This is a genomic window from Agrobacterium sp. MCAB5 (genome assembly GCF_052114365.1).
GTDB lineage: Bacteria > Pseudomonadota > Alphaproteobacteria > Rhizobiales > Rhizobiaceae > Agrobacterium > Agrobacterium tumefaciens.
In genome coordinates, this window is the sequence record NZ_JBFREP010000012.1 from 1 (window position 1) to 23,536 (window position 23,536).

A 23,536-nucleotide genomic window follows, 5' to 3' on the forward strand; every position below is an offset into this window, starting at 1 on the left:
CCTGTCCTGATCCTCATCGAGTACAAGGTCGAGAAACAGCATCGTTCAGCCTTCCTGCGTGCTCTCGACCACCTGTCTCAAGAACGCCGCCGCGATGGTGCCTATGGGTGGGGTGTGACGGAAGATTCCGCCGATCCGGAAAAGATCGTAGAGTGGTTCATGGTGGAATCCTGGGCTGAGCACCTCCGCCAGCACAAGCGGGTTTCCAACGCCGATGCAGACGTGCAGGGAAAGGTTCTGACCTACCATGTTGGTCCGGACAAACCCGTCGTTCGTCACTTCCTGACGATCAATCGGCCAGGGGCGGCGTAAATATTCCATAAAAAGGGCGGCTCTGGCCGCCCTTTTTATGCCATTTGACGCAGGAAACTTGGAGCCGACTAAACTTTTCTCATTCATCCGTTGTCGTGAAAAGGTACCAGATGGATGTCGGCCATCATGCAAGCTACATCTCAAAACACGAGCGCTATCGCGCCAATCGTTTTGGTTTTCTCGCCCATCCTCCCCGCCAGAAAAGCCTGACCAAACGGCGCATATACGGATCGATTAACCGGCTCCTGCTGCGTTCGAAGCGAAAAAGCCGCAATCCAGCTTTACAACTGTCTGAAAGACGTGGAGGAGCGTGGCGCCGTGAAACATCCTATCCCAGCGCTGTTTGTATGTATGGCGTCGCTCGTCGCCTCGACCGCCCCCGTTTTCGCAAATTGCTTTTCTCTGGTTGGGCGGCCTGAATGGCCGCTCATTGCAGGGGCAGTTTCCTCAGCACAGGTTTGTGAGCAGCTCCCAGCTGGGCCCAACCAAACTCGTAGTTTCCGCGTGCAATCCGCAGAACTTTGCCGTGGCGTGGATCAAAACTCCACTCTCAGAGCTACGGCCATAGTTACTTGCGAAAGCCCTCCCGACGCGCTTTTCGAGATGCCACCGATGCAGTCGGAGATTGCGGTGATCGTTTCAGTCAACGAAAGAGCATGCAAAATCACCTATGCTCAAATTCAGATCGGCGGTGAGCTGGGAAGCCTCCTGCCCGGCACGGTGGATGCCAGCGAACTCGCGAGGCGCTGGACGGGGTCGCAATTGTCGCAACTTTGCCAGATGCGTTAGTTTTATGAGCGCGTGGTCTACTCTCTCTCTCTCGAGAGAGAGCTTGGGTGACAGTTGGCTGCTGACGGTGGCTGCCCCATGGATCGCGCATGCCGATTTATGAGCCTCGCTAATAAGTGTTAGCGAAAAGGCGCATCTAATCATCTTCTTTTGCTTCCCTATGTTGAGATATGGCGTTTCTCCGAATGCGCCAGGCCATCAACAACGAATGGAGCTGGAGATGAGAGATCACTCACATTTGGAACTTTCGCGGCGGGACTTACTTGTTTCCTCGGCGGCGGCAATTGCTGTCACGGGAGTTGCGGCAAAAGGAGCCGCAGCACAGTCCTCGGGGGAAGAAATGAATTTCAAGACAAGTGTTTCCTTCAAAGTGAACGGCGAGATGCATGATCTCGAACTCGACAATCGCACGAGCTTGCTCGACGCCTTGCGCGAGCACCTTCATCTAACCGGCACAAAGAAAGGCTGCGATCACGGCCAGTGCGGCGCTTGTACCGTGATGGTGGATGGACGCCGGATCAATTCGTGCCTGACGTTGGCTGTGATGCACGACGGTGACGAGGTCACCACCATCGAGGGCCTCGGACAGCCTGGAAACCTGCATCCCATGCAAGCCGCATTCATCAAACACGACGGTTTTCAGTGTGGTTACTGTACTCCCGGACAAATCTGTTCCTCCGTGGCGGTCTTGGAGGAAATCAAGTCGAATATCCCAAGCCACGCCACTGCAGACATTTCCGCAAAGGTGGAAGTCACCGCGGCAGAAGTTCGGGAACGAATGAGCGGAAACATCTGTCGATGCGGCGCCTACTCGAACATTCTCGATGCAATTGCCGAAGTCGGGGGGATCGAAGCATGAGAGCCTTCACATACGAGCGAGCCACAACGGCTCAGGCGGCAGCGAAAGCGGCAGCAGCCAATCCGGAATCCAAATTCATCGCCGGCGGGACAAATATCCTGGACTTGATGAAGCTGGAGATCGAGCACCCGGCGCATCTCATCGACATCAACGGAGTTGGTCTCGACAAGATCGAAACCACCCCTGATGGCGGTCTGCGCATAGGGGCTCTGGTACGCAATACCGATCTGGCAAGCGACGAGACTGTCCGTCGCGACTATGGTTTGCTTACCCGCGCCCTGGTCGCCGGGGCGTCTGGTCAACTGCGAAACAAGGCCACCACCGCGGGCAATCTCCTCCAGCGCACGCGCTGTCCGTATTTCTATGACACCAACCAACCGTGCAACAAGCGGCAGCCGGGAAGCGGATGTTCGGCCCTTGGCGGTTTTTCGCGACAGCATGCAGTCGTCGGAAGCAGCGAATCCTGTATCGCCACCCATCCCAGCGACATGGCTGTTGCGATGAGGGCGCTCGACGCAACCGTCGAAACGGTCAATGGCGACGGTCGTAGCCGCGCAATCCCGATCGCAGACTTTCACAGGCTTCCCGGCGATACCCCACACATCGAGACGGTCCTGGAGCCGGGCGAGTTCATAACTGCGGTCACGCTGCCGAAGCCAATTGGGGGCAAGCATATCTATCGCAAGGTGCGCGATCGGGCCTCCTACGCGTTTGCGCTCGTATCCGTCGCTGCGGTGATCCAGCCGGATGGCACCGGCCGCGTGGCTGTAGGTGGCGTCGCTCACAAGCCCTGGCGAACAGGCTCAGGTGACCAGGAGCTGAAGAGCGGTGCAAAAGCCGCAAGTGCGGCACTTCTCGGCGACGCTCGCCCGACGGAGCAAAATCGCTTCAAGATAACCCTCGTGGAACGAACGATCGGTGCGGTGATCGCAGAGGCAAGGGGATAACGACCATGAAATTCGACACACCTGCAATCAACAATCCCATCGACCGGATGAAAGTCGTCGGTCAGCCTATCCCCCGCATTGACGGCCAAGAGAAAACGACGGGCCGAGCAATGTATGCCTACGAATGGCATGATCCGAATATTCCTTACGCCTACGGGTATCCGGTCGGTGCCGCGATTGCGAAGGGCCGTATCCGGTCGATATCGACCGACGCCGCAAAGCGGTCCCCCGGCGTTTTGACGGTTGTCACCACCTTGGACGTCGGCAAGCGCGAGAAGGGTAAATTCAACACAGCCAATCTTTTTGGTGGCGATGAAGTCCAGCACTATCACCAGGCGGTGGCAGTGGTCGTCGCAGAAACCTTCGAGCAGGCGCGCGCCGCAGCTTCGCTTGTGACAGTAGAATATGAAACCGCGCTCGGGAGCTTCGATCTCAAGAAGGCCAAGGACAGTGCGGTCAAGCCCGACGAGAAGCAGCAGCCCGACACGGCAGTCGGTGACTTCGAGGGAGCCTTCAAGAGCGCACCGGTCACTCTCGACGAAAGTTATACCACTCCAGATCAGTCACATTCCATGATGGAGCCCCATGCGTCCATCGCTGCGTGGCATGGCGATAAACTGACCGTTTGGACGTCCAGCCAGATGATTGATTGGTGGCGATCCGATCTGGCGACTACACTTGGTATCGACAAGGACAATATCCATTTGATGTCGCCATTCATAGGTGGGGGTTTCGGGGGTAAGCTTTTCTTGCGGGCCGACGCGGTGCTCGCTGCCTTTGCAGCAAAGGCTACTGGACGTCCGGTCAAGGTCGCGCTTCCCCGTCCGTTCATAGCCAACAACACGACGCATCGGCCGGCGACGATCCAGCGTATTCGCATTGGAGCGACACAGGACGGCAAAATCACCGCGATTGCTCACGAAAGCTGGTCGGGTGACCAGCCTGGGGGCCAGCTGGAAACGGCTGTCAATCAGACACGACTGCTCTACGCGGGTGAGAACCGGATGACTGCCATGAGACTGGCCACGCTTCACTTGCCAGAAGGCAATGCGATGCGGGCGCCCGGCGAAGCGCCGGGGTTGATGGCCCTCGAGATCGCCATAGACGAGATAGCCGAAAAGGTGGGCGTCGATCCGGTCGAGTTTCGGATACTCAACGACACTCAGGTCGACCCTGAGAAGCCCGAGCGCGCTTTTACCCAAAGGAACCTGGTCGGCTGTCTCAAACTCGGCGCGGAACGGTTTGGCTGGAACCAGCGCGGCAAGCCGGGTTCCCGACGAGAAGGAAACTGGCTGATCGGATCTGGTGTCGCAGCCGCTTTGCGCAACAATCTTCTCCTCCCATCCGCAGCAAGGGTTCGGCTCGGCGTGGACGGCATTGCAACGGTTGAAACAGATATGACCGATATCGGGACCGGCAGCTATACCATCATCGCACAAACAGCAGCTGAGATGCTGGGCCTGCCGGTCGATCGAGTAGCCGTCCAGCTGGGCGATTCCCGCTTTCCGGTTTCGGCGGGGTCGGGCGGGCAGTTCGGCGCGAACTGTTCTACCTCCGGCGTCTACGCAGCCTGCGTGAAGCTTCGTGAGGCGGTGGCGCAGAAACTCGGCTTTAACACTGATGACGTCGTGTTCGAGAACGGACAGGTTCGATCTGGAAACCGTTCGGTAGCGCTTACGGACGCGGCTGCGCCAAACGGCCTTGTTGGCGAGGATGGAATGGAATGGGGCGATCTTTCCGAAGCCCATCAACAGTCAACGTTCGGTGCCCACTTCGTGGAAGTCGGCGTTGACGTGGCAACTGGTGAAACGCGCATTCGACGCATGCTGGCCGTCTGTGCGGCCGGACGGATCCTGAACCCGATAACAGCGCGCAGCCAGGTCATTGGTGCCATGACAATGGGTGTGGGTGGAGCGCTATCAGAGGAGTTGGCGGTCGATACGAAGCAAGGCTTCTTCGTCAACCACGATCTGGCTGGCTACGAAGTTCCGGTGCATGCCGACATTCCTCATCAGGAAGTGATTTTCATGGACGAAGCAGACCCCATGTCGTCGCCGATGAAGGCCAAGGGCGTTGGCGAGCTTGGTCTCTGCGGGGTTTCTGCAGCTGTCGCCAACGCAATCTACAATGCCACCGGGGTGAGGGTGCGTCACTATCCTGTGACGCTCGACAAGATCATAGGCGGGCTGCCGGATGTTGCATGACGACATCGCCGCCCTCACGGATATCTGTCCTCAGGAGGATATCCAAGCTGCGACAAAGCCGACGCCGGTCAGGTCGTTGCTCACCGATGATACGGAAGAAATATTTGGCTTTGCGATAAGGGAGCTTGCAAAGGGCAGGGTGGCACTTGCCACCCTTGTCGAAATTCGCGGGGGAGCGGCGCGCGCGCTTGGCTCCCATGTCGCCATTGCGGCCGATGGTCGTTTTTGTGGTTATGTGTCTGGGGGCTGCATCGAGGCAGCGGTCGCTTCCGAGGCGCTCGACGCAATGGGCGAGAACAGAGATAGGGAGGTGAAGTTCGGATTAGGCTCCCCCTTTTTCGATATTGCCCTGCCGTGCGGCGGTGGGATTACCGTGTCGATCCACGTGCTGCAAAATACCGAGATGTTGAGCGGCGTTCTTGAACAGCTTCATCAGCGCCGGACCACGGGCCTGTGCTACACGAGGCAGACCCAACAGCTCGAGATCGTCGAGCCGCCATCGCGGGCCGGTTACGCCGACGACCGCTTTTTCACGGTCTATCGGCCGCGCACGCGTATCGTGATTTCCGGTCAAAGTATAGAGGCCGAGAGGGCCGCTGATATAGCCCAATCCTCCGGCTACGACGTGGTGGCCTGCACAGCGAACGAAAAAGTTGTGCCCGATATCGATCAGTACACCGCTGTTGTTCTTCTCCACCACGACCTTGATGCGGAGCAGGCCGTTCTGCAAGCCGCGTTACGGTCACCCGCATTCTACATCGGCGCCTTGGGGAGCACCCGTACACACCGTAGACGGGTCGATTTCCTTGTCAGCTCCGGTTTCTCCCGGGCAGATACTGATCGGATAAGGGCACCGATCGGGCTTTTCGGGCCAACCCGCGATGCGAACTCCCTTGCCCTGTCCATCCTTGCCGACATCGCGGCGAGCCGCTTGTCCCTCTATGCGTGAGGTTCGGTGTGGAAGCGGCAGGAGATAGACGAGTTTCAGTTGCCGTGGTTGTCCTGGCCGCTGGACGATCGAGCAGGATGGCGGGTGCCGGGCACAAGCTTCTTGCGCGTTTTCGGGAAACCAGCCTCGTTCGTCGGGCCGCATTGGCAGCGCTTGGGGCCGGCAGTCGTTCTGTGGTTGTTGTGACCGGATACCGAAGCTCGGACGTCGAGGCCGAAATTGCAGGGCTCGACCTGATCATCGCGAGAAACTCCAACTTCAGTGACGGAATGGCAAGCTCGATCGTGCTCGGCGTCCAGCGCGCCGCGTTGCAAGCTCCCGACGGGATTATGATCATGCTTGCGGATATGCCGTTGCTTGAACCTGCGGATATTGACGCACTAATCGGCGCTTTTGCGGAGAGAAACGGAAAGGCGATTATCCGCGCGGTGTGCGAAGGAAATCCGGGAAACCCGGTTGTCTTTCCTCGCGCCGCATTCCCGCAGCTCATGGAGCTTATAGGCGACAGCGGCGCGCGCAAGATAATCACCCAATCTGGTCTCGACGTCATCGACATAGAGATCGGCGAAAGCGCCAAGGTGGACATAGACAACACAGAGCAGCTCGTTGCTTTAGGTGGCCATCCAGAAATCGACTGATCATCGAAACCTCATGTGTGCAGAGGCGTGGATCGCTTTTTTTACATCGACACCCCTTTTTATTGTCCATCACCGAACATTTGTCGTGCTTAACGCGTTACTTCAGTTGCGGCACAATGATGTGCCCATGGAGGTGGTCATGACCAAATTCGCGCTTTACGTTCCGCTCGAGGCAATGCCCGGCAAGGAACAGGAGGTCGCCGAGTTTCTGCGATCAGCCATACCGCTGGTCAATGCAGAGCCCGGCACGATTTCCTGGTACGCGATACAGGGAGGCCCAAGTTCGTTTGCAATCTTCGATACGTTCGACGATGAGGACGGTAGGTATGCGCACTTAAATGGCCAAGTCGCTGCAGCCTTGATGGCGAAGGCAGAGGCAGGGGACCTGTTCGCCAAGCCGCCGCAGATACACATGCTGTCTATCCTCGCCGAAAAGCGTTCATAGCCCAGACTATTCGGCCCTCACAATGTCGAACAGATGGGCTCAGATCGGCAACAAAATGAGATAATATCTCGTTGACCAATAGCGGGCGGCTGGGGTTGCGGTAGCAATCATAAAAGCCTCCGTTAGTGGTCGGCAGTTCGAACAAAGTCAGCGCGTGCAGAGTTCTTCCGCCGCTTCGAGCTAATACCTTTGACTTTGACGGACCTTCAGCATTTTGCAACCGTCGCCACATAGACCGGCGTCGGCGCTTAGATCCTCGTTGAGAGCTTTGAGTCCTTTGTGCAGGGAAAGATACTCTCATGCGGATCGTGATCTTCGTTCCAAAGGACGTGCATTCTCTCGAGCTTGCAGGGCTAATGGACGTGTTTGCCGAAGCAAATGCCCGTGTTGAAAAGTTATTCTACGAAGTTGCTGTCTTGGCAGGGCACGAGGGTACGATCCGCTGTGCATCGGGGCTAAAAATCCTGACCGACTTCGCTTTCGATGCGTACCTTGGGAGCCCCGATACATTGCTTGTGGCCGGGAGCGTCGGAGTTCCGCAAAGTCCGGGCGGGCGTGTTGTCGACTGGATTGTTAAAATCGCGGCTCAGGCGCGACGCTATGGCTCCGTCTGCACAGGGGCATTCGTGCTTGGCGAGGCAGGTCTACTAAAAGACCGGCGTGTCACGACGCACTGGCAGTTCGCGTCACTGTTGGCCGAGCGCTTCCCCGAGACGCGGGTGGAAAGCGACCGGGTTTTTGTGCGTGATGGCGCGATGATCACGTCGGCCGGTTCCAGCGCGGCTATAGATCTCGGCCTTTCCCTCGTCGAGGAGGACTTGGGCCGGGAGATTGCGCTCTACGTTGCTCGCCGGCTCGTCGTGTTTCTGAAGCGACCAGGCGATCAGTCGCAGTTCAGCGTGCATCTGGCGGCACAGGCTATCGACCGCAGCCGTCTACACAACGTCCAGCAATATGTTCTGAACCATCCGGCGGCGGACCTCTCTGTCAGCGCCTTGGCGAAGATCGCGGCCATGAGTGTGCGGAACTTTACGCGTGTTTTTTCGCAGGAGGTCGGTATATCGCCATCAGACTATGTCGACCGGACCCGTATCGACGTTGCGCGCTTCCTTTTGGAGGGGAGCCGCCTGCCAATCGCATTGGTGGCAGCGAGAAGTGGTTTTGGATCGACACGCGCGATGCGCCGTGCCTTTGTTTCGCGCGCTGGAGTGACGCCGTCCGACTACCGTGATCGCTTTCGGACGTCTGGCGATGGCGCGAGAATCAGTTTGTCCGAAAACGGCTGACGCTTGTCCTGGAACCGCCTCTGCTGCGGGTTGCCCCGTCTGTGTTCGCCGTCCATGGTTCGTGTCATGGAAGAATTCGAAAAACGCATGCAGTCGCACCCCATGCAGCCCGCGCCGGTCATGTCGAACAACGCGCTTCTCAGCTCCGACGCTATCAGGCCAATTATTGCGACGCTGGTCGAAGAACTAACCGATGGGATCGCGATCGCACAGCGTTTGGGCGCCAATTCGCCTTTGCTCTATGTCAATAAGGCCTTCGAGCATCTGACTGGCTACGCTCGGAACGAGGTCGTCGGGAAAGATTGCCGCTATTTGCAGGGCAACGAGCGCGACCAACAAGAGGTCGTCCACATTCGCGCTGCGATCGAGGCGGCGGAGCCTCTGGACTCAACGCTGCGTAACTATCGAAAGGACGGGTCGGCGTTCTGGAACAGTCTCAGTCTCCGGCCTGCCTGGGTGGGCGAAGAACTATTTTACGTCGGCATACTGCGCGACGTCTCGGCGATTCGCCAGGCGCACACCGCGCTGGATCGTGTCGCGAACCTCGACGCGACCACGGGTTGCCTGAACCGTCAAGCATTTATCCTGGCTACCGAGGAGCGTTTCGCAACCAATGCCAAAGCGACGCCCTTGGTCGTGAAGCTGGATGTGATCGGTTTTCACGATTTCAACACGGGATACGGTTTCGAAGTCGGGGATGCCCTGCTTTATGGAACCGGGCGGCGGCTGCGGGACGTGGGAGCTGCCCAGGTGGGACGCATGGGCGCCAATGAGTTCGCTTTGGCTTTTGAGCTCACGGATGGATCAAGTGCGGATACTATCGTGGCAGCGGTATCCGCTTCGCTTGCCGCAGACTTCGTCGTGCCAGGTGCAAGTGTCTCACTGCGTTTCGCCATCGGCTATGCGGTGGGCCAGCCTCGGGCGAGACCCATTTCGCTGATCCGCAATGCCGGCATCGCCCTGTGGGCCGCCAAGTCCGCCCCTCTGGGTGGTCCGCGACGGTTTCGAGACTCGGATCACGAACAGGCAAGCCGACGCGTGCGAATGACTCGCGAATTGAAGGTCGCGGTCGCGAATGACGAATTTGTGTATCACTTCCAACCCCAGGTAGACCTTGCAACCGGCGAGTGGGTGGGTGCGGAAGCTCTGATACGCTGGAATCATCCTCTGTTTGGCAGCCAGCTCCCCGGAAGTTTCGTTGAGACTGCCGAGCGATCAGGTCTGCTGCTTGATCTGACCGAACGAAGTCTGACGACCGTCGCGGCTTATGCACGGGGCATTAACGCGCATCGCGGCAAGGCTTTGCGCTTTGCGGTGAATGTATCCGCCGGGGAGTTCCTGCAGCATGACATGGCCGAAATGCTGTATCGGGTCCTGTGTCTGACCAAGGCCGACCCGGCATGGTTGACGCTTGAGATCACCGAAAGTATGTTCCTCAGCGATACACCCGGCGTGATGGACGCCTTTCAGCGGCTGCGACAGAGCGGCGTCGGCCTTTCCGTCGATGACTTCGGCACGGGCTATTCGAACCTGCGATCGCTCGAAACCTTTCCGGTTACCGAGATCAAGATAGACCGCACCTTTATCAGCGAACTCGCAACGAGGCCGTCCAGAAGGGTGATCGTCCAGGCCGTTATCGATCTTGGACGCGCCCTTGGGTTAACTGTGGTTGCAGAAGGCGTGGAGACCGAGGCCCAGCGCAAAATGCTTCGCGAAATGGGCTGTCCGGTCGGCCAAGGCTACCTTTTCGGCCGTCCCATCGACGCCGAAGTTTTTGCAGCCGACTTGGCACGGATTGGGAGCGACGGGATGGAGACAGCCTAACGTCAGCGGGAGTAAGGACCGATTTGGCCCCGCGAGTAATCGCGGAGCCAAGAGACGCTGATCAGATGAGGCTGACGTTCTCGGCCTTGGACTTTCCAGTCTTGCGGTCCTGTCCCACATCGTAGCTGACCTTCTGGCCATCCTGAAGAGAACCACCAAACCCTACGGCGGAGATGTGGACGAAGACGTCCGGGCCGCCGTTGTCCGGTGTGATGAAGCCGAAGCCCTTGTCCTGTGCGAAAAATTTGACGGTACCTGTTGCCATGTTATCCTCGTTAATTGAATACGACGCGGTAATACTATTGTTCGATGGCGGTGGCCACAAGGCTTTATGGCCTTCTCGAGACAAGTCGCCGTGGATGAGTGGCTTTCAAAAACGCCTGTTTTGCGGTCTCAGTCACGATCAGCACGCGATCTGTTGAATTTCAGCACGAATTAATTCGTATTTCCATTCTGCTCCCGCGCACAAAAATTGAAGCAACGAGTTGCTTATGGACAAATTTGTCGCGTTGAGCGGGCCTGATCTTGATCGGCAAAGCAGCGCAGTTTGAAGGCGCAGAGAGTTGCGGCCGCCGAGATCGCTTGCTCTATGTGCATATAGCGTCTCTATAGCGGTCAAAATGCTTAAAGTTTAGTCATTTGCAGGGTTGCGGATATTTTCATCGATCTATCTTGCGGATACGCTATTTGCGTGCTTGTATAGACAACCTAGGCAGTCATCACAGTTGCCGAGCCTGAAGGCGCAGACAGAGCGCAGGAGAGATTTGCATGATCGTCTTCGACAACGTCACCAAGCAATATGCGGGCGCGGCTACTGCCGTAAACGGTTTGTCCCTGACGGCGCCAAACGGCAAACTGACCGTGTTCGTCGGCCCTTCGGGTTGCGGCAAAACCACATCCTTGCGGATGATCAACAGGTTGATCGTACAATCGTCCGGGTCGATCCTTCTTGACGGCGAACCGACAGATGGCATGGACGTGGCACTGCTGCGTCGTCGTATCGGTTATGTCATCCAGCATGCCGGGCTTTTCCCCCATCGCACCGTTGTTCAGAACATAGCGACCACTGCGCGGCTAAACGGAGCGCCGAAGGAAAAAGCACTGCGCACGGCGCATGAGTTGCTTGAGCGTGTAGGGCTGACCGCCGCCTTTGCCGATCGCTATCCGTGGCAGCTTTCGGGTGGCCAGCAGCAACGCGTCGGTGTTGCACGTGCACTCGCTTCCGATCCCAAATTCATGCTGATGGACGAACCCTTCAGTGCTGTCGATCCCGTCGTTCGTACACAGTTGCAGGACGAATTTCTTCGCTTGCAGCGTGAGATTGGCAAGACCATCATCATGGTGACGCATGATATTGACGAAGCGTTGAAGCTTGGCGATCAGGTTGCTGTTTTGCGTGCTGGCGGAACGCTTGCGCAGATCGCCACTCCAGAGGAATTGCTGGCGCGCCCGGCAGATGCCTTCGTGGCGGACTTTATCGGCCGGGACAGAGGGTATCGCTTCCTGAGTTTTGCCGAATTTGACGGAGCAGTCCCTCTCGGTGCGGAGCCGACAGCCTTGCTCGGCGCAACACCGGACAGCCTTCGTGGCGTTGCAACGGATCGCTGGGTTCTGGTGACTGACGCCGAACATCGTCCCATCGGATGGGCCGATGCGCAGGGTCTCAGGCAGCCACTGCGTGAGGGAGATCTCAATCTCAGCGGTACGCTGGCGCCGGAAGGCAGCAGTTTGCGCCATGTGCTCGATGCAGCGTTGAGTTCGCCCTCCGGCCGCGGGGTCATCGTAGGGTCAACGGGCCAGCTTGTCGGCACCGTCACACTCTCTGATGTCGCCAAAGCCATCGAAGCCGCGCGGGTCGGTCGCTTCGGAGGTCAGCCATGAGGTTTGATTGGCTCTACCGGGAATCCGGGCGGATTTTCGAGCTTTTCATCTGGCATCTCGGCCTTTCGGTCATCCCGGTGGTGATCGGCCTGCTTCTTGCCCTGCCGCTCGGTTGGATTGCGCAGCGGGCCGGTTTATTCCGGTCGACCCTGCTGGGGGTTGCCGGACTTCTTTACACAATTCCGTCGCTTGCGCTGTTCGTCCTGCTGCCGCTGGTGCTCGGCACCCGTATACTCGATCCGCTAAACGTCGTCGTCGCGCTGACGATCTACGCGTTGGCGCTTCTGGTGCGAACAGTGAACGATGGTTTGGAATCGGTTTCGCCAGACGTCCTCCAGGCGGCGAATGCCATGGGCTACAGACAGGTTGCGCGTCTGGTGATGGTGGAGCTACCGCTCGCCGTTCCTGTGATTGCCGCCGGATTGCGTGTGGCCGTGGTTTCCAATGTCAGCATCGTTTCCGTAGCGGCACTGGTTGGAACGCCGCAACTTGGTCTGCTCTTCACGCAGGGGCTTCAGCTGCGGTTCCTGACGCCGATCATAGCAGGCATCGTACTCTGCGTGCTGCTCGCAGCCTTGCTGGACGGGCTTGTTCTGTTCATTTCACGCCGCCTGACGCCGTGGCAGCCTGGGAGTGCGGCGCGATGATCGAATGGTTTAGCGATCCAGCTCACTGGACAGGGAGTGATGGTGTCATCGTTCTCGTCGGTCAGCATCTGGCTTATAGCTTTGCGGCCCTTTTCCTCGCCTGTCTGATTGGCTTGCCGGTTGGGCTTTATGTGGGACACACGGGACGCGGTGTCGTCTTCATCGCGGGTCTTGCAAATGCGCTGCGCTCCCTTCCAAGCCTCGGCCTGATCGCACTTCTTGTGATTGTTTTTGGCCCCGTTTTCGCATCCGATATGGCTTTTATCGTACCCAGCCTTATCGTGCTCGTGCTTCTGGCCGTGCCGCCGATCATGACTGGCAGTTACGCCGGTATCGCGGCGGTGGATCCCGCTGCGGTGGACGCTGCAAGAGGCATGGGGAAACGTCCGCTCGATATTCTGTTCGATGTGGAACTGCCCTGCGCTCTGCCATTGATCTTTTCCGGTCTGCGCAGCGCCACGCTTCAGATCATCTCGACCGCAACCATCGCCGCTTATGTTTCTCTTGGTGGTCTCGGTCGCCTGATCATCGATGGGCGGGCGCAGAACGATTATTATCAGATGGCCGCAGGTGCCGTTCTCGTCGGTGCGTTGGCCCTGACCGTGGATCTGATCATCGGCGTCATATCGAGGGTCACCGTATCACCAGGGCTGACGCGTCGAGCGAAGCGTTAGAGGTTCTAAAATAACCGGGTTTTCTATTCCACGACTGTTTCAACATAAAGGAGAAGCTCGCATGGCATTCAGGATCATCACTGCCGCCAGCGCATTTGCGCTCATGGCACTTTCCGCTGCTTCGGCATTGGCGCAAAGCAATCCGCTGGCCGCGCCAGCCACTCCGCGAACCGATACGACGACAATCATCGTCGGTTCCGCCGACTTCCCCGAAAGCCAGCTTCTGGCGACGATCTACGCCAAGGCCCTTGCCGCCAAGGGTGTTGCCGTCGAAACGAAGTTGAGCATCGGTAGCCGCGAAGTCTATATCCCTGCGTTGCTCGACGGATCAATCGATCTGTTGCCGGAGTATGCTGGTGCGACGCTGAGCTATCTCGACAAGAACGCCACGGCCCATTCGCCAAGCGATGTGGCCGCAGCGCTCAAGGCGGCTCTGCCGAAAGGCGTCTCGATGCTGACACCCTCCGCAGCACAGGATTCCGATAGCGTGGCTGTGACGCGCGCGACCGCTGACAAATACAAGCTGAAGACGATTGCCGATCTCGCACCCGTAGCCTCGCAGCTCGTACTTGGCGGTCCACCGGAATGGAAAACGCGCAAGGAAGGCATTATCGGTCTGAAGGAACTTTATGGCCTCGAGTTCCAGTCGTTCAAATCGCTTGACGTCGGTGGCCCGCTGACCCTTTCGGCACTCATCAACGGTCAGGTCCATGCTGCAAACCTGTTCTCGACCGATCCGGCCATCGCTGCAAACGATCTCATCGTGCTTGAAGACGTCAAGAACCTCTTTCCCGCCCAGAACATCGTACCAGTGATTGCCACACCGAAAGTTAGCGACGTTGTGACAAGCACTCTCGATGCTGTTTCTGCCGCCCTGACGACGAAAGATCTCGTCGTTATGAACGGTCGTCTGGCCAATCACGACAGTTTCGATGTCGTGGCGGGCGACTGGCTGGCCGAACACAAATTGAACTGAATCCATCGGCAAAGGGCGTGGCATTGCCCCGCCCTTTGCCGACAACCCTGCGTATTGGTGACGTCATAGCTATGGATCACGACAGAAAGATTTTCCGGGAAGTGATGCCGCCGATATCTGAGGACGCTCGTGACGCGCAGGGCACCGAAGACCAGAGTTCACCGCTCTATGTAAAGCTCAAGGACTATGTCCGCAGTCGCGTCGAGGCGGGTGAGTGGAAGATCGGTCAACGTGTTCCATCGGAAAACGAACTGGTCGATATTCTCGGTGTCAGCCGTATGACGGCCAACCGCGCTTTGCGTGAGCTGGCCGACGAAGGGCTTGTGGTGCGTGTACGCGGCAAAGGTTCGTTCGTTGCGTCCAAGAAGCGCACATCGCAGTTCCAGAGCGTACCCAACATTGCCGAAGAAATAACACGCAACGGCGGTGTTCACAGCGCGCGGGTCATACTTCTTCAAATCGAAACCTGCGATCCAGATCTTGCCGAAGCTCTCTCTGTTCCGGCTGGCAGCCTTGCTGCGCACTCGATCATTGTGCATGCGGAAGACGGCGTGCCGATGCAAATCGAGGATCGTTTCGTCAATTCGGAATGCGCGCCCGATTACATCAAACAGGATTTCAACCTCGTAACACCCAACGGTTATCTCACGCGAGTGGCACCGATCGTGAAGGCCGAGCAGCATATCGAGGCGGTCAGCGCACAGCCCTGGGAATGCAAGCTGCTGGCGATTTCCAAGACGGAACCATGCCTGCTCGTGCGTCGTCGCACATGGTCGACAAAGGGGATCGTGTCTTCTGTCCGCCTCCTTTATCCCGGCAGCCGCTATCGTCTTTACAGCAGTAATTGAGACACGGGCCAACGCCGGCAGTATTCAAGATGGAAAATTCCCGCTCCTCGTAGCCGTTTCTGCATCATAGGAAAACGTCATGACTGTTCTACTGGATGATGGATTGAGTTGGCGCGATGTGGCCCATATCGGCAAGGGCGAGGCACTGCGTGTGTCAGACGCGGCCTATCTGCGGATTGACCGGGCGAGCCAGATCGTTGACAGCATCGTCGAAAGCGGTGTGCGTGCCTATGGCATCAATACCGGGGTCGGTGCACTGTCGGACACTGTGGTGGATCGCACCGCGCAGGGTCGGCTTTCGCGCTCCATTATTCTCAGCCATGCCTGCGGTGTCGGCCCGTTGTTGGATCCTCGCGAAGTTCGGGCAATCATGGCGGCGCAGATCGCCAATTTCGCCCATGGGCACTCCGGTGTCCGACGCGAGATCGTCTCGCATCTGTCGACGTTTCTGGAACAGGATTGTATTCCCGACGTGCCGTCCCGCGGATCGGCGGGCTATCTGGTGCACAACGCGCATGTTGCGCTTGTTCTGATCGGAGAAGGCCAGGCCCGGCTCGGCGGGCGCGTTATGAGTGGACGGGATGCCCTGGCGGCAATGGGACTTCAACCCATCGTGCTGGGTGCCAAGGAAGGGCTGAGCCTCGTCAATGGTACAGCCTGTGCGACCGGTCTTTCCTGCATGGCACTCGCGCGGGCCAATCACCTGCTAGATTGGGCCGATGCCATAGCGGCGCTGACGCTTGAAGCAGCAGGCTGCCAGATCGACGCTTTTGACGAGACGGTTCTCGCGCTGCGTCCCTCGACGGGAATCGCGGCCGTCGGGGCTGCTCTGCGATCCCGGCTTGAAGGCAGTGGGCTGGTTGCCGCCGCTCATGGCAGGCGGACACAGGACGCGCTAAGCCTGCGTGCCGTGCCGCATGCGCATGGTGCTGCACGCGACATCTTCGATGCCTGCGCCTCCATAGTTGACCGAGAGCTCGCCTCCGTCACCGACAATCCCGCGATCCTTGGCACGCCCAAGCAGCCCATCGTCTCGTCGGAGGCCCATGCCGTTGCCCCGGCATTGGGGCAGGCGGCAGACAGTCTCGCCATCGCCATTGCACAGATTGCCTCCATGAGCGAGCGCCGTATCGACAGGCTGGTCAATCCTCTGGTGAGTGGTCTGCCGCCATTTCTGGCGACCGATGCCGGAAGCCATTCAGGTTTCATGATCGCGCAATATACGGCCGCAGCTCTTGTCGGCGATAGCAGACGTCTTTCCGCGCCTGCCTCCACAGATGGAGGGCTGACATCGGGATTACAGGAGGATTTCCTCTCTCATCCCACGGCTGCCGCCAACAAGCTGCTCGCGGTTCTCGACAATGCCGAATATATTCTGGCCATCGAATGGATGGCCGGGGTGCAGGCCCATGATTTCCTGGAAAGTGTTGCCGGGCGGGCAGCCGGAACAAATGCGGTCTACAATCTGCTTCGCGAGCACCTCCAGCCCTATTCGGATGACCGGCCTCTGTCTGCGGACATGGAAAAGGCAAGGCTGCTCCTGCGTGATTTCTCGCCACCGGATATGTGATTGAAAGCCGTAAGGCTCGTGCCTTACGTGGTGAAAGGCAGGTCGATACCCTTGGCGCGGATGAAGGGCAGGCCTTTGCGCCGTGCAGTCCAGCCGATAACGTGAAGGCTCCGGGCGGCCGGTTCATGCCGTTGCGCAAGCATCCAGGATTTGCAGTCGATCGCGGCAATGTCCGCCCGGCCCTCGGCCACTGCGATGACGGAAGCGCGGTGCGCACCGGTTTCGAGACAATTTTCAAACAGATCGAGGCCCGCGCCTTCTGCTTCCAGATCGCGTTTCAAGCTGAGATAGCCGGATAATGACTTGTGCTCGTTGAATGCCAGTATTTTCCCGCTAAGAAATCCTTTCGGCAAAGCGGCCTCACCGGTTTTCGAAGGTTCAGCACCCTCTCCACCGTCTGCTATGCGGGCAATGATGGCGCTGGAATAGAACTCGCCTGCACCACCCTTGATGCCATTATAATCGCTCTGTCCAATCACCTGCACATGATCCTGCAGGCCAAACTCCATTGGGCCCCAGCAGGTGCCGGATATCAGCAGAGCCGGATGCCGCCAGAGCACCGCAAGATCCAATGCATCGGGATCGAGCGTGGCAGGGTCTGCGGCAATGATGGCGCCGTCCTTTCCACGAATACCTCCCGGAACCGCCGGCATATCGCCGTTGCGTCTGGTGAGGCCTTTGGGAGCGTCGATACCCTCTGCTAAAAAACGGTTGCGCATATCGGCCCACAGCCTGTCCGTCTCATTGCGCAGTTCGGGCCAGTCATACATTGGCAGTGCCGCGATCCATGTCACGATGGAATTTCCAGTCTCACGTCTTGTTCCTGCATCGCATGGTCAGAAAAAATCAGAGCGGCAGGCACGACGGGTGACGCGATTAAAACTTGCTCGTCCCGTCTCAAGACAGGATGCGCTACCGGTTCCTTGGCCTTGAAGGCGAAAGCACGGAACACCTCGAAATAATTGCTGAACACATATCCTTCATTCATCTTCTGCCACTCCGCCCGCCTCTCGCTGTAGAGGGAGGGCAATTTATACCAGGCGGCTGTCGGCATTTTGTGATGCACGAAATGCAGGTTGTTATAGAGAAACAGTGGAGCCAGGATGGAGTTTTCAACAATGATCGTTCTCCCATCCGGCTGTTCGGACCATTGATGTTCGCAGTAGGAGCGAATGGCAATGATGGATATGCCCAGATAGGCCGCCACACTGACATAGAGCCAGATTGGAACGCCGAAAATCAGGGATATGACCAGCAGTGTCGGAACAAGTCCGGCCAGATGCAAGGTCCAGGCATAGATCACCCGCCGATCACCCTGCGCGATCTTGCGCCATTCGGATATCGTGAAACCAACAACCATCAGCGGAGGGCCGATGACCAGACGCCCGATGAACGTATTGTTCCATCCCAGCAGGACCTTGAGGAACGACGGCATCTTTTGCCAGTCGCCCATAGCCCGGTAATAGCTTTCCGGATCGTCGAATGGGTCGGTCAGACGCTCGTCTGCATGGTGTTGCAGATGCGTGCGCTTGTAACTGCGATAGGGGTAGAAAATCCCGAGCGGCAGAAAGACCAAAGCTTCGTTCAGTCGTGCATTGCGCGTGGGGTGCCCATGCAGAACCTCGTGCTGGAGCGAGGAGTGCAGGGCAACTGCAATGCCCATGAGCACCAGAGAAACGATTGGAAACATCGGATACAGAAAATATCCCGCCAAAATCCATAGACCGTAACAGACCGCCAACAGCGAGACTGTTGGCCATTCAATTCGGTCACGCGTTCTTCTGCGGCGCATGCCAGTCAGCCGCGCCGTCTTCTTTGCCAATATGTCTGTCATTTCATACTCTTGATGCCCCTGTCATCGCAGGGTCGCACCAGTCTCAGTCAGCCACAACGGGTTTATGGTGACCAACTGTTGATTTTGATAACAGTTTAAGCATTATGATGATAATTATAAACAAACGGGTGAATTGTGGACAAACGCACGCTCGCAGAATTGTTTCGTGCCCGCCTGATCCAGCTGGTGAACAGGTCAGAAGACAGCCAGGCGTCTTTTGCCGCCGCCATTGGCATCGATCGATCAGCACTTTCGCAATTGCTTTCCGGTGATTCGGCGCGGCTTCCGCGTGTGGAGACGCTGCTGAATATCGCCGAGCGACATTCCGTCTCGCTCGACTGGCTACTCGGTCTTTCCCATGATCAGGGGTTGATGGGGGAATTGCGGCCAAGTTTCGAGATCGAGGAGGGCGGTGCGGACTATACGGATACGCTGTTGATGAAGTGGCATGCGGAAGCGGCAGGCACCAAAATCCGTTATGTTCCGGCACGCATTCCCGATCTGCTTCGCACACCCGAGATCATCGCTTTCGAGGCCATGGGCGCGCATCAGAGTGTGATGGCGCAGGCCAGCGAAACGGCGTTTCGACTCGATTATAATCGCCAACCTGGTACCGACATGGAAGTTTGCATGCCGCTCGAAACGCTGGAAGCTTTTGCGCAGGGGCGCGGTATGTGGAGCGGTTTGGACCGCGAGACACGTGCCGAACAACTCAAACATATGTCGGGACTTATCAGCGAGCTATACCCATCATTCCGGCTGTTTCTGTTCAATGAAAAAGAACGCTTTTCCGTGCCCTATACGATCTTCGGTTCGCAACGGGCAGCACTTTTCGTCGGCGCCATGTATCTTGTGCTCAATAACGCTGAAGCCATCCGTAAGATGCAACGTCACTTCGACGAGCTGATACGTTTTACCCGCATTCATGCCCATGAAACCGCGGATTTTGTTATGAATTTGGACGTCGCTTAGTCCTGTGGCGGGTACCAGCTTTCGCACATCATCGAACCTGTTTGCTACGTGACGATATGGTCGGGATTGAACAGGAGAGGAAGGCCGCCATGGCCGCGAAATAACGACCTCCTCCACAAACCGGATCTTTTGTAACGGGGCCAGAAAAGGCCCGGCAGTGCCGGGCTGTAATCTATGATGTTACTTCGGCCGAAAACGCGGATTTGATCAGTGTTTTGGTATATTCAGCCGCCGGCCGCTCGAATATCGCGTCCGTTTCTCCCTCTTCGACAATCTTCCCGTTTCTCATCACGATGACATAATCCGAAATGGCCTTTATGACTGAGAGGTCGTGGCTGATGAAGATGTAGGAAAGGTTGTGCGTTTTCTGCAAATTACGCAAGAGGTCGATAACTTGTCCTTGAATGGATCGGTCCAGCGCCGATGTAGGTTCATCGAGAATGACGACATCTGGCTTGAGGATGATCGCGCGGGCAATTGCGATACGCTGACGTTGCCCGCCTGAAAACTCGTGCGGGTAGCGGTTGCGGGCGGCGGGATCGAGGCCGACTTCTTTCAGCGCTTCTATCGCTCGCTCGTCGCGCTGCGCGCGGCTGAGCTGTGGGTCGTGCACAAAGAGACCCTCAGTGATGATCTCTCCAACAGTCTGCCTTGGCGAAAGAGATCCATACGGATCCTGGAACACGAGCTGCAGCTGCCGCCGCAATGGCCTCATTGCCGTTCGGCCAAGTCCGGTGATTTCCGTCTTGCCGAAGAAAATGCGGCCTTCTGCAGTGACAAGGCGCAGAAGCGCGCGACCGAGCGTGGACTTGCCTGATCCGGATTCACCGACGATGCCGATGGTCTGCCCTTGATGAAGGCTGACATTAACGCTGTCCACGGCCCTGAAAGCCCGTGACTTCGACAGGAAGCCGCCCGGGATCACATAATCGATCGTGACGTTCTGGCCAGAGAGAACGACCGGCGCTTCTTTGCCGACCGGCGGCTTGTGGCCGCTGGGTTCGGCATCGAGAAGCATCCTCGTATAGTCCGCCTGCGGGCGCTCGAAGACCTCTTCCGTCGGACCGGTTTCAACGATCTCGCCTCGGCGCATAACCGCAACACGATCGGCAAAATGCCTGACGACACCGAGATCGTGCGTTATCAACACCACGGCCATGCCGAAGCGCTGCTGCAACGACTTCAGAAGATCAAGGATCTGCGCCTGGATTGTCACGTCGAGCGCGGTGGTTGGCTCATCCGCGATCAGAATATCCGGCTCGTTTGCCAGCGCCATGGCGATCATGACGCGTTGGCGCTGGCCGCCTGAAAGTTCATGCGGGTAACTGTCGATGCGCCGCTCCGGGTCTGGAATACCGACAAGTTTCAGAAGCTCGAGAACGCGTGCCCTCGCTTCCTTCTTGCTGCCGCCCCGGTGATGGACGATTGGCTCGGCGATCTGCGCGCCGATCCTGTAAAGCGGATCGAGCGAGGTCATCGGCTCCTGGAAAATCATGGTGATTTTCGCGCCACGGATTTTGTTCAGCTCGTTGACCGGCAAGCCTACCAACTCGCGTCCACGATATTGCGCCGAGCCTTGAATGACGCCGTTGGAAGCCAAGAGGCCCATGATGCCCATCATGGTCTGGCTTTTGCCGGAGCCGGATTCCCCGACGACAGCGAGCGTTTCACCCTGCTTTACGTGGAGATCGACACCTTTGACGGCGTTGACCGTGCCGTCTGGCGTGGCAAAATCGACCTTGAGATTGCGGACGGTGAGAATGTTTTCAGATGTCGTATTCATGTCAACGATCCTTGGGATCGAGTGCATCACGCAATCCGTCGCCTACGAAGTTCAGCGAAAAAAGCGTCAGCACGAAGAAGATTGCCGGGAATATCAGCAGCCACGGGGCCGACTGAATATTGTTGGCGCCTTCGGAAATGAGCGCACCCCAGCTCGTGAGTGGCGCCTGAACGCCAAGGCCGAGAAAGGAGAGGAAGCTTTCAAGAAGTATGACTTTCGGGACAACGACCGTCACGAACACGACCACGGGACCGATGGTGTTGGGGATGATGTGACGGCGGATGATCTGCCAGTCGCTCAAACCCAAGGCCTGAGCTGCTGCCACAAATTCCCGCCGTTTCAAGGCAAGCGTCTGGCCACGCACGATACGCGCCATATCCAGCCACTCCACTGCGCCAATGACAAGGAAGATCAGGATGAAGCTACGCCCGAAGAAAACCACGAGAACCACGACCAGGAAGACGAAGGGCAGCGAATAGAGGATCTCGACGAAACGCATCATTACATTGTCGACGCGCCCGCCGATGTAACCCGCCGTAGCGCCGTAAAGCACGCCGATGCCGAGCGAAACGAGGCTGGCGAGAACGCCGACGGCAATGGAGATCTGGCCGCCCAGCATTACGCGAGCCAGCATGTCGCGACCGTTTGAATCTGTACCGAAGAAGAAGTATTCGCGATTGACATCGCCTTCCAACTTCAGCGTTCGACCATCATCTTCCGTAGCAACGACTTTCGTGTTTTCGAATTCGTTGGCGCGGTCGAAATAACGTGTCGTGCGCGGGTCAATCGGGCTGCTGGAGGTAACCGTTGCCGTGAAGGTCTGCCCTTCGACGGCAAACTCCTTCAGTTCGACGCGCGCACGGCCTGCCACACCTTCCATGACGCTCTGGAGGTTGTTCACGTCCGGGCGCGGCTCGAGGCTTGGCGCGACGGAGACGTAGGACGAAAACACCTGATCATAGGTGTGTGAAAGGAAATGCGGGCCGATAAACGAGAAAAGTGTGATCAGCACAAGCATGATGGAGCCAGCCATGGCGGCCTTGTTTCGTCTGAAACGCAGGGCTGCAAGCTGGAACAGGCTTCGGCTTTTCACCGATGGCTGAGGGGCGATATTGCCGGAGATATCAGTCATGTCTGACCCTCGGATCGAGCAGGCCGTAGAGAATATCGACCACGAGATTGAACAGGATGACGAAAATGGCGATGAGAACGACCGTTCCCATGACCAGCGTGTAGTCACGATTGATGGCGCCAAGAACGAAGTAGCGGCCGACACCGGGAATGGTGAAGATCGTCTCGATGACCGCCGAGCCCGTCAGCAGCGCTGCGGCGCAAGGCGCAAGATATGAAACGACCGGCAGCATCGCCGCGCGCATGGCGTGAACCACCACGACGCTGCGAGCCGGGAGGCCATAGGCTCTGGCGGTGCGGATATGGTCCATGCGCAGAGCCTCGATCATTGCACCGCGCGTCAGACGCGCGATGACCGCAAGCTGCGGCAAGGCGAGCGCGATCATCGGAAGAATGAGATAGCGTAGCGACCCATCACCCCAGCTACCTGCGGGCAGAAGCCCCAGCAAGACGGCGAAGATAAGCGTGAGGACAGGTGCGACGACGAAGTTCGGCACGGTGATGCCGATGGTCGAGATGGACATGATGGAGAAATCGAAGGTGCTATTCTGTCTGAGTGCGGCAAAGGTGCCGGCAAGAATGCCGCCGACCAACGCCAGCAAAAGAGCATAGCAACCGAGCTCCAGCGAATAGGGCAGGCCTTTGCCGATCAACTGGGCGACGGTGTTGTCCTTGTAGATGTAGCTCGGACCGAAATCGCCGGTGGCGGCGTTGCCGAGATAGATGAGATACTGGCGCCACAATGGTTCATCCAGATGATAGGTTCTCATCAGGTTTTCCATGGTTTGCGGGGGCAGGGGCCGCTCGAGGTTGAACGGACCGCCCGGTGCGAAACGCATCAGGAAAAACGAAATCGTGACGACGATGAACAATGTCGGCACGGCGCTCGCCAAACGGCGCAGGATAAATGAAATCATGATTTTCAGGCTCCGACATGGCACGGTGGTTTCGGCCACCGTGCCAGCAC

The 23,536-nt window shown here is 57.8% G+C and carries 23 protein-coding genes; 17 read left to right on the forward strand and 6 right to left on the reverse strand.

What is annotated here, in order from left to right:
• The 10 genes from AB4Z23_RS22530 to AB4Z23_RS22575 all read left to right on the forward strand — a co-directional run.
• The coding region (locus tag AB4Z23_RS22530; RefSeq protein ID WP_441360798.1) for an MFS transporter at window positions 1-312 on the forward strand (312 nt) is incomplete at its 5' end.
• A gap of 110 nt (window positions 313-422) precedes the next feature.
• Window positions 423-731: a hypothetical protein gene (locus AB4Z23_RS22535; protein ID WP_162632985.1), complete on the forward strand. Its 309-nt coding sequence runs from the start codon at window positions 423-425 to the stop codon at window positions 729-731.
• 590 nt (window positions 732-1,321) lie between these two features.
• A complete protein-coding gene (gene paoA, locus AB4Z23_RS22540; protein WP_003518348.1) occupies window positions 1,322-1,960 on the forward strand; it encodes an aldehyde dehydrogenase iron-sulfur subunit PaoA in 639 nt (212 codons plus the stop codon).
• Window positions 1,957-2,907, forward strand: coding sequence for an FAD binding domain-containing protein (locus AB4Z23_RS22545; protein WP_013762176.1), 951 nt, complete (start codon window positions 1,957-1,959; stop codon window positions 2,905-2,907). Before paoA ends, AB4Z23_RS22545 begins: the two co-directional genes overlap by 4 nt.
• Window positions 2,908-2,912: 5 nt before the next feature.
• Complete coding sequence (gene paoC / locus AB4Z23_RS22550) at window positions 2,913-5,111, forward strand: aldehyde oxidoreductase molybdenum-binding subunit PaoC (protein ID WP_025595156.1); 2,199 nt, start codon at window positions 2,913-2,915, stop codon at window positions 5,109-5,111.
• Entirely contained in the window at window positions 5,101-6,060 is a 960-nt protein-coding gene (locus tag AB4Z23_RS22555) for an XdhC family protein (protein WP_025595155.1), read from the forward strand. Before paoC ends, AB4Z23_RS22555 begins: the two co-directional genes overlap by 11 nt.
• 44 nt (window positions 6,061-6,104) lie before the next feature.
• Window positions 6,105-6,698, forward strand: coding sequence for a nucleotidyltransferase family protein (locus AB4Z23_RS22560; protein WP_441360827.1), 594 nt, complete (start codon window positions 6,105-6,107; stop codon window positions 6,696-6,698).
• Between the two features lie 139 nt (window positions 6,699-6,837).
• Window positions 6,838-7,143, forward strand: coding sequence for a putative quinol monooxygenase (locus AB4Z23_RS22565; protein ID WP_441360799.1), 306 nt, complete (start codon window positions 6,838-6,840; stop codon window positions 7,141-7,143).
• Window positions 7,144-7,442: 299 nt separating this feature from the next.
• Complete coding sequence (locus tag AB4Z23_RS22570; protein WP_441360800.1) at window positions 7,443-8,429, forward strand: GlxA family transcriptional regulator; 987 nt, start codon at window positions 7,443-7,445, stop codon at window positions 8,427-8,429.
• Window positions 8,430-8,495: 66 nt separating this feature from the next.
• Window positions 8,496-10,253 (forward strand): putative bifunctional diguanylate cyclase/phosphodiesterase, encoded by a 1,758-nt coding sequence (locus AB4Z23_RS22575; RefSeq protein ID WP_441360801.1) that lies wholly within the window; start codon window positions 8,496-8,498, stop codon window positions 10,251-10,253.
• 61 nt (window positions 10,254-10,314) lie between these two features.
• Here the strand turns inward: AB4Z23_RS22575 and AB4Z23_RS22580 are convergent, their stop codons facing one another.
• The gene (locus AB4Z23_RS22580) at window positions 10,315-10,518 is read right to left on the reverse strand and encodes a cold-shock protein (RefSeq protein ID WP_003518333.1); all 204 of its coding nucleotides are present in this window, start codon (window positions 10,516-10,518) and stop codon (window positions 10,315-10,317) included.
• Window positions 10,519-11,021: 503 nt separating this feature from the next.
• Here AB4Z23_RS22580 and AB4Z23_RS22585 point away from each other — a divergent pair.
• The 6 genes from AB4Z23_RS22585 to AB4Z23_RS22610 all read left to right on the forward strand — a co-directional run bounded on the left by AB4Z23_RS22585 (window position 11,022) and on the right by AB4Z23_RS22610 (window position 16,849).
• The gene (locus AB4Z23_RS22585; RefSeq protein ID WP_019566835.1) at window positions 11,022-12,134 is read left to right on the forward strand and encodes an ABC transporter ATP-binding protein; all 1,113 of its coding nucleotides are present in this window, start codon (window positions 11,022-11,024) and stop codon (window positions 12,132-12,134) included.
• Window positions 12,131-12,781, forward strand: coding sequence for an ABC transporter permease (locus tag AB4Z23_RS22590; RefSeq protein WP_019566836.1), 651 nt, complete (start codon window positions 12,131-12,133; stop codon window positions 12,779-12,781). Before AB4Z23_RS22585 ends, AB4Z23_RS22590 begins: the two co-directional genes overlap by 4 nt.
• The gene (locus tag AB4Z23_RS22595; RefSeq protein ID WP_003518330.1) at window positions 12,778-13,455 is read left to right on the forward strand and encodes an ABC transporter permease; all 678 of its coding nucleotides are present in this window, start codon (window positions 12,778-12,780) and stop codon (window positions 13,453-13,455) included. The genes AB4Z23_RS22590 and AB4Z23_RS22595 overlap by 4 nt, the downstream gene beginning before the upstream one ends.
• A 61-nt stretch (window positions 13,456-13,516) precedes the next feature.
• Window positions 13,517-14,431, forward strand: coding sequence for an ABC transporter substrate-binding protein (locus AB4Z23_RS22600; RefSeq protein ID WP_003518329.1), 915 nt, complete (start codon window positions 13,517-13,519; stop codon window positions 14,429-14,431).
• Window positions 14,432-14,535: 104 nt separating this feature from the next.
• Complete coding sequence (hutC, locus tag AB4Z23_RS22605; RefSeq protein WP_025595150.1) at window positions 14,536-15,279, forward strand: histidine utilization repressor; 744 nt, start codon at window positions 14,536-14,538, stop codon at window positions 15,277-15,279.
• A 79-nt stretch (window positions 15,280-15,358) separates the two neighbouring features.
• Window positions 15,359-16,849, forward strand: coding sequence for an HAL/PAL/TAL family ammonia-lyase (locus AB4Z23_RS22610; protein ID WP_025595149.1), 1,491 nt, complete (start codon window positions 15,359-15,361; stop codon window positions 16,847-16,849).
• Window positions 16,850-16,872: 23 nt separating this feature from the next.
• Here AB4Z23_RS22610 and AB4Z23_RS22615 read toward each other — a convergent pair whose 3' ends face one another.
• Window positions 16,873-17,619: a phosphate/phosphite/phosphonate ABC transporter substrate-binding protein gene (locus AB4Z23_RS22615; RefSeq protein ID WP_029658842.1), complete on the reverse strand. Its 747-nt coding sequence runs from the start codon at window positions 17,617-17,619 to the stop codon at window positions 16,873-16,875.
• Window positions 17,620-17,639: 20 nt separating this feature from the next.
• Window positions 17,640-18,671, reverse strand: coding sequence for a fatty acid desaturase (locus AB4Z23_RS22620; protein WP_333711309.1), 1,032 nt, complete (start codon window positions 18,669-18,671; stop codon window positions 17,640-17,642).
• Between the two features lie 147 nt (window positions 18,672-18,818).
• On the opposite strand from AB4Z23_RS22620, the gene AB4Z23_RS22625 reads away from it, so the two are divergent.
• Window positions 18,819-19,655 carry a helix-turn-helix domain-containing protein gene (locus AB4Z23_RS22625; RefSeq protein WP_025595146.1) on the forward strand — a complete coding sequence of 279 codons (837 nt, stop codon included), beginning with the start codon at window positions 18,819-18,821 and terminating at the stop codon, window positions 19,653-19,655.
• Window positions 19,656-19,827: 172 nt separating this feature from the next.
• Here the strand turns inward: AB4Z23_RS22625 and AB4Z23_RS22630 are convergent, their stop codons facing one another.
• Genes AB4Z23_RS22630 through oppB form a run of 3 tightly spaced genes read right to left on the reverse strand, consistent with a single transcriptional unit; the run spans window position 19,828 to window position 23,486 of the window.
• Entirely contained in the window at window positions 19,828-21,438 is a 1,611-nt protein-coding gene (locus AB4Z23_RS22630) for an ABC transporter ATP-binding protein (RefSeq protein WP_025595145.1), read from the reverse strand.
• 1 nt (window position 21,439) lies between these two features.
• Window positions 21,440-22,570, reverse strand: coding sequence for an ABC transporter permease (locus AB4Z23_RS22635; RefSeq protein ID WP_003518322.1), 1,131 nt, complete (start codon window positions 22,568-22,570; stop codon window positions 21,440-21,442).
• On the reverse strand, window positions 22,563-23,486 hold the full coding sequence (oppB, locus tag AB4Z23_RS22640; RefSeq protein ID WP_013762192.1) for an oligopeptide ABC transporter permease OppB: 924 nt from the start codon (window positions 23,484-23,486) through the stop codon (window positions 22,563-22,565). Before oppB ends, AB4Z23_RS22635 begins: the two co-directional genes overlap by 8 nt.
• Window positions 23,487-23,536 lie beyond the last annotated feature (50 nt).

Excerpts from the sequence above, each read along its gene's own strand:
- AB4Z23_RS22535 (WP_162632985.1), top strand. The coding sequence starts at position 423 with ATGGATGTCGGCCATCATGCAAGCTACATCTCAAAACACGAGCGCTAT.
- paoA (WP_003518348.1), top strand. The coding sequence starts at position 1,322 with ATGAGAGATCACTCACATTTGGAACTTTCGCGGCGGGACTTACTTGTT.
- AB4Z23_RS22545 (WP_013762176.1), top strand. The coding sequence starts at position 1,957 with ATGAGAGCCTTCACATACGAGCGAGCCACAACGGCTCAGGCGGCAGCG.
- paoC (WP_025595156.1), top strand. The coding sequence starts at position 2,913 with ATGAAATTCGACACACCTGCAATCAACAATCCCATCGACCGGATGAAA.
- AB4Z23_RS22555 (WP_025595155.1), top strand. The coding sequence starts at position 5,101 with ATGTTGCATGACGACATCGCCGCCCTCACGGATATCTGTCCTCAGGAG.
- AB4Z23_RS22565 (WP_441360799.1), top strand. The coding sequence starts at position 6,838 with ATGACCAAATTCGCGCTTTACGTTCCGCTCGAGGCAATGCCCGGCAAG.
- AB4Z23_RS22570 (WP_441360800.1), top strand. The coding sequence starts at position 7,443 with ATGCGGATCGTGATCTTCGTTCCAAAGGACGTGCATTCTCTCGAGCTT.
- AB4Z23_RS22575 (WP_441360801.1), top strand. The coding sequence starts at position 8,496 with ATGGAAGAATTCGAAAAACGCATGCAGTCGCACCCCATGCAGCCCGCG.
- AB4Z23_RS22580 (WP_003518333.1), bottom strand. The coding sequence starts at position 10,518 with ATGGCAACAGGTACCGTCAAATTTTTCGCACAGGACAAGGGCTTCGGC.
- AB4Z23_RS22585 (WP_019566835.1), top strand. The coding sequence starts at position 11,022 with ATGATCGTCTTCGACAACGTCACCAAGCAATATGCGGGCGCGGCTACT.
- AB4Z23_RS22590 (WP_019566836.1), top strand. The coding sequence starts at position 12,131 with ATGAGGTTTGATTGGCTCTACCGGGAATCCGGGCGGATTTTCGAGCTT.
- AB4Z23_RS22595 (WP_003518330.1), top strand. The coding sequence starts at position 12,778 with ATGATCGAATGGTTTAGCGATCCAGCTCACTGGACAGGGAGTGATGGT.
- AB4Z23_RS22600 (WP_003518329.1), top strand. The coding sequence starts at position 13,517 with ATGGCATTCAGGATCATCACTGCCGCCAGCGCATTTGCGCTCATGGCA.
- hutC (WP_025595150.1), top strand. The coding sequence starts at position 14,536 with ATGCCGCCGATATCTGAGGACGCTCGTGACGCGCAGGGCACCGAAGAC.
- AB4Z23_RS22610 (WP_025595149.1), top strand. The coding sequence starts at position 15,359 with ATGACTGTTCTACTGGATGATGGATTGAGTTGGCGCGATGTGGCCCAT.
- AB4Z23_RS22615 (WP_029658842.1), bottom strand. The coding sequence starts at position 17,619 with ATGTATGACTGGCCCGAACTGCGCAATGAGACGGACAGGCTGTGGGCC.
- AB4Z23_RS22630 (WP_025595145.1), bottom strand. The coding sequence starts at position 21,438 with ATGAATACGACATCTGAAAACATTCTCACCGTCCGCAATCTCAAGGTC.
- AB4Z23_RS22635 (WP_003518322.1), bottom strand. The coding sequence starts at position 22,570 with ATGACTGATATCTCCGGCAATATCGCCCCTCAGCCATCGGTGAAAAGC.
- oppB (WP_013762192.1), bottom strand. The coding sequence starts at position 23,486 with ATGATTTCATTTATCCTGCGCCGTTTGGCGAGCGCCGTGCCGACATTG.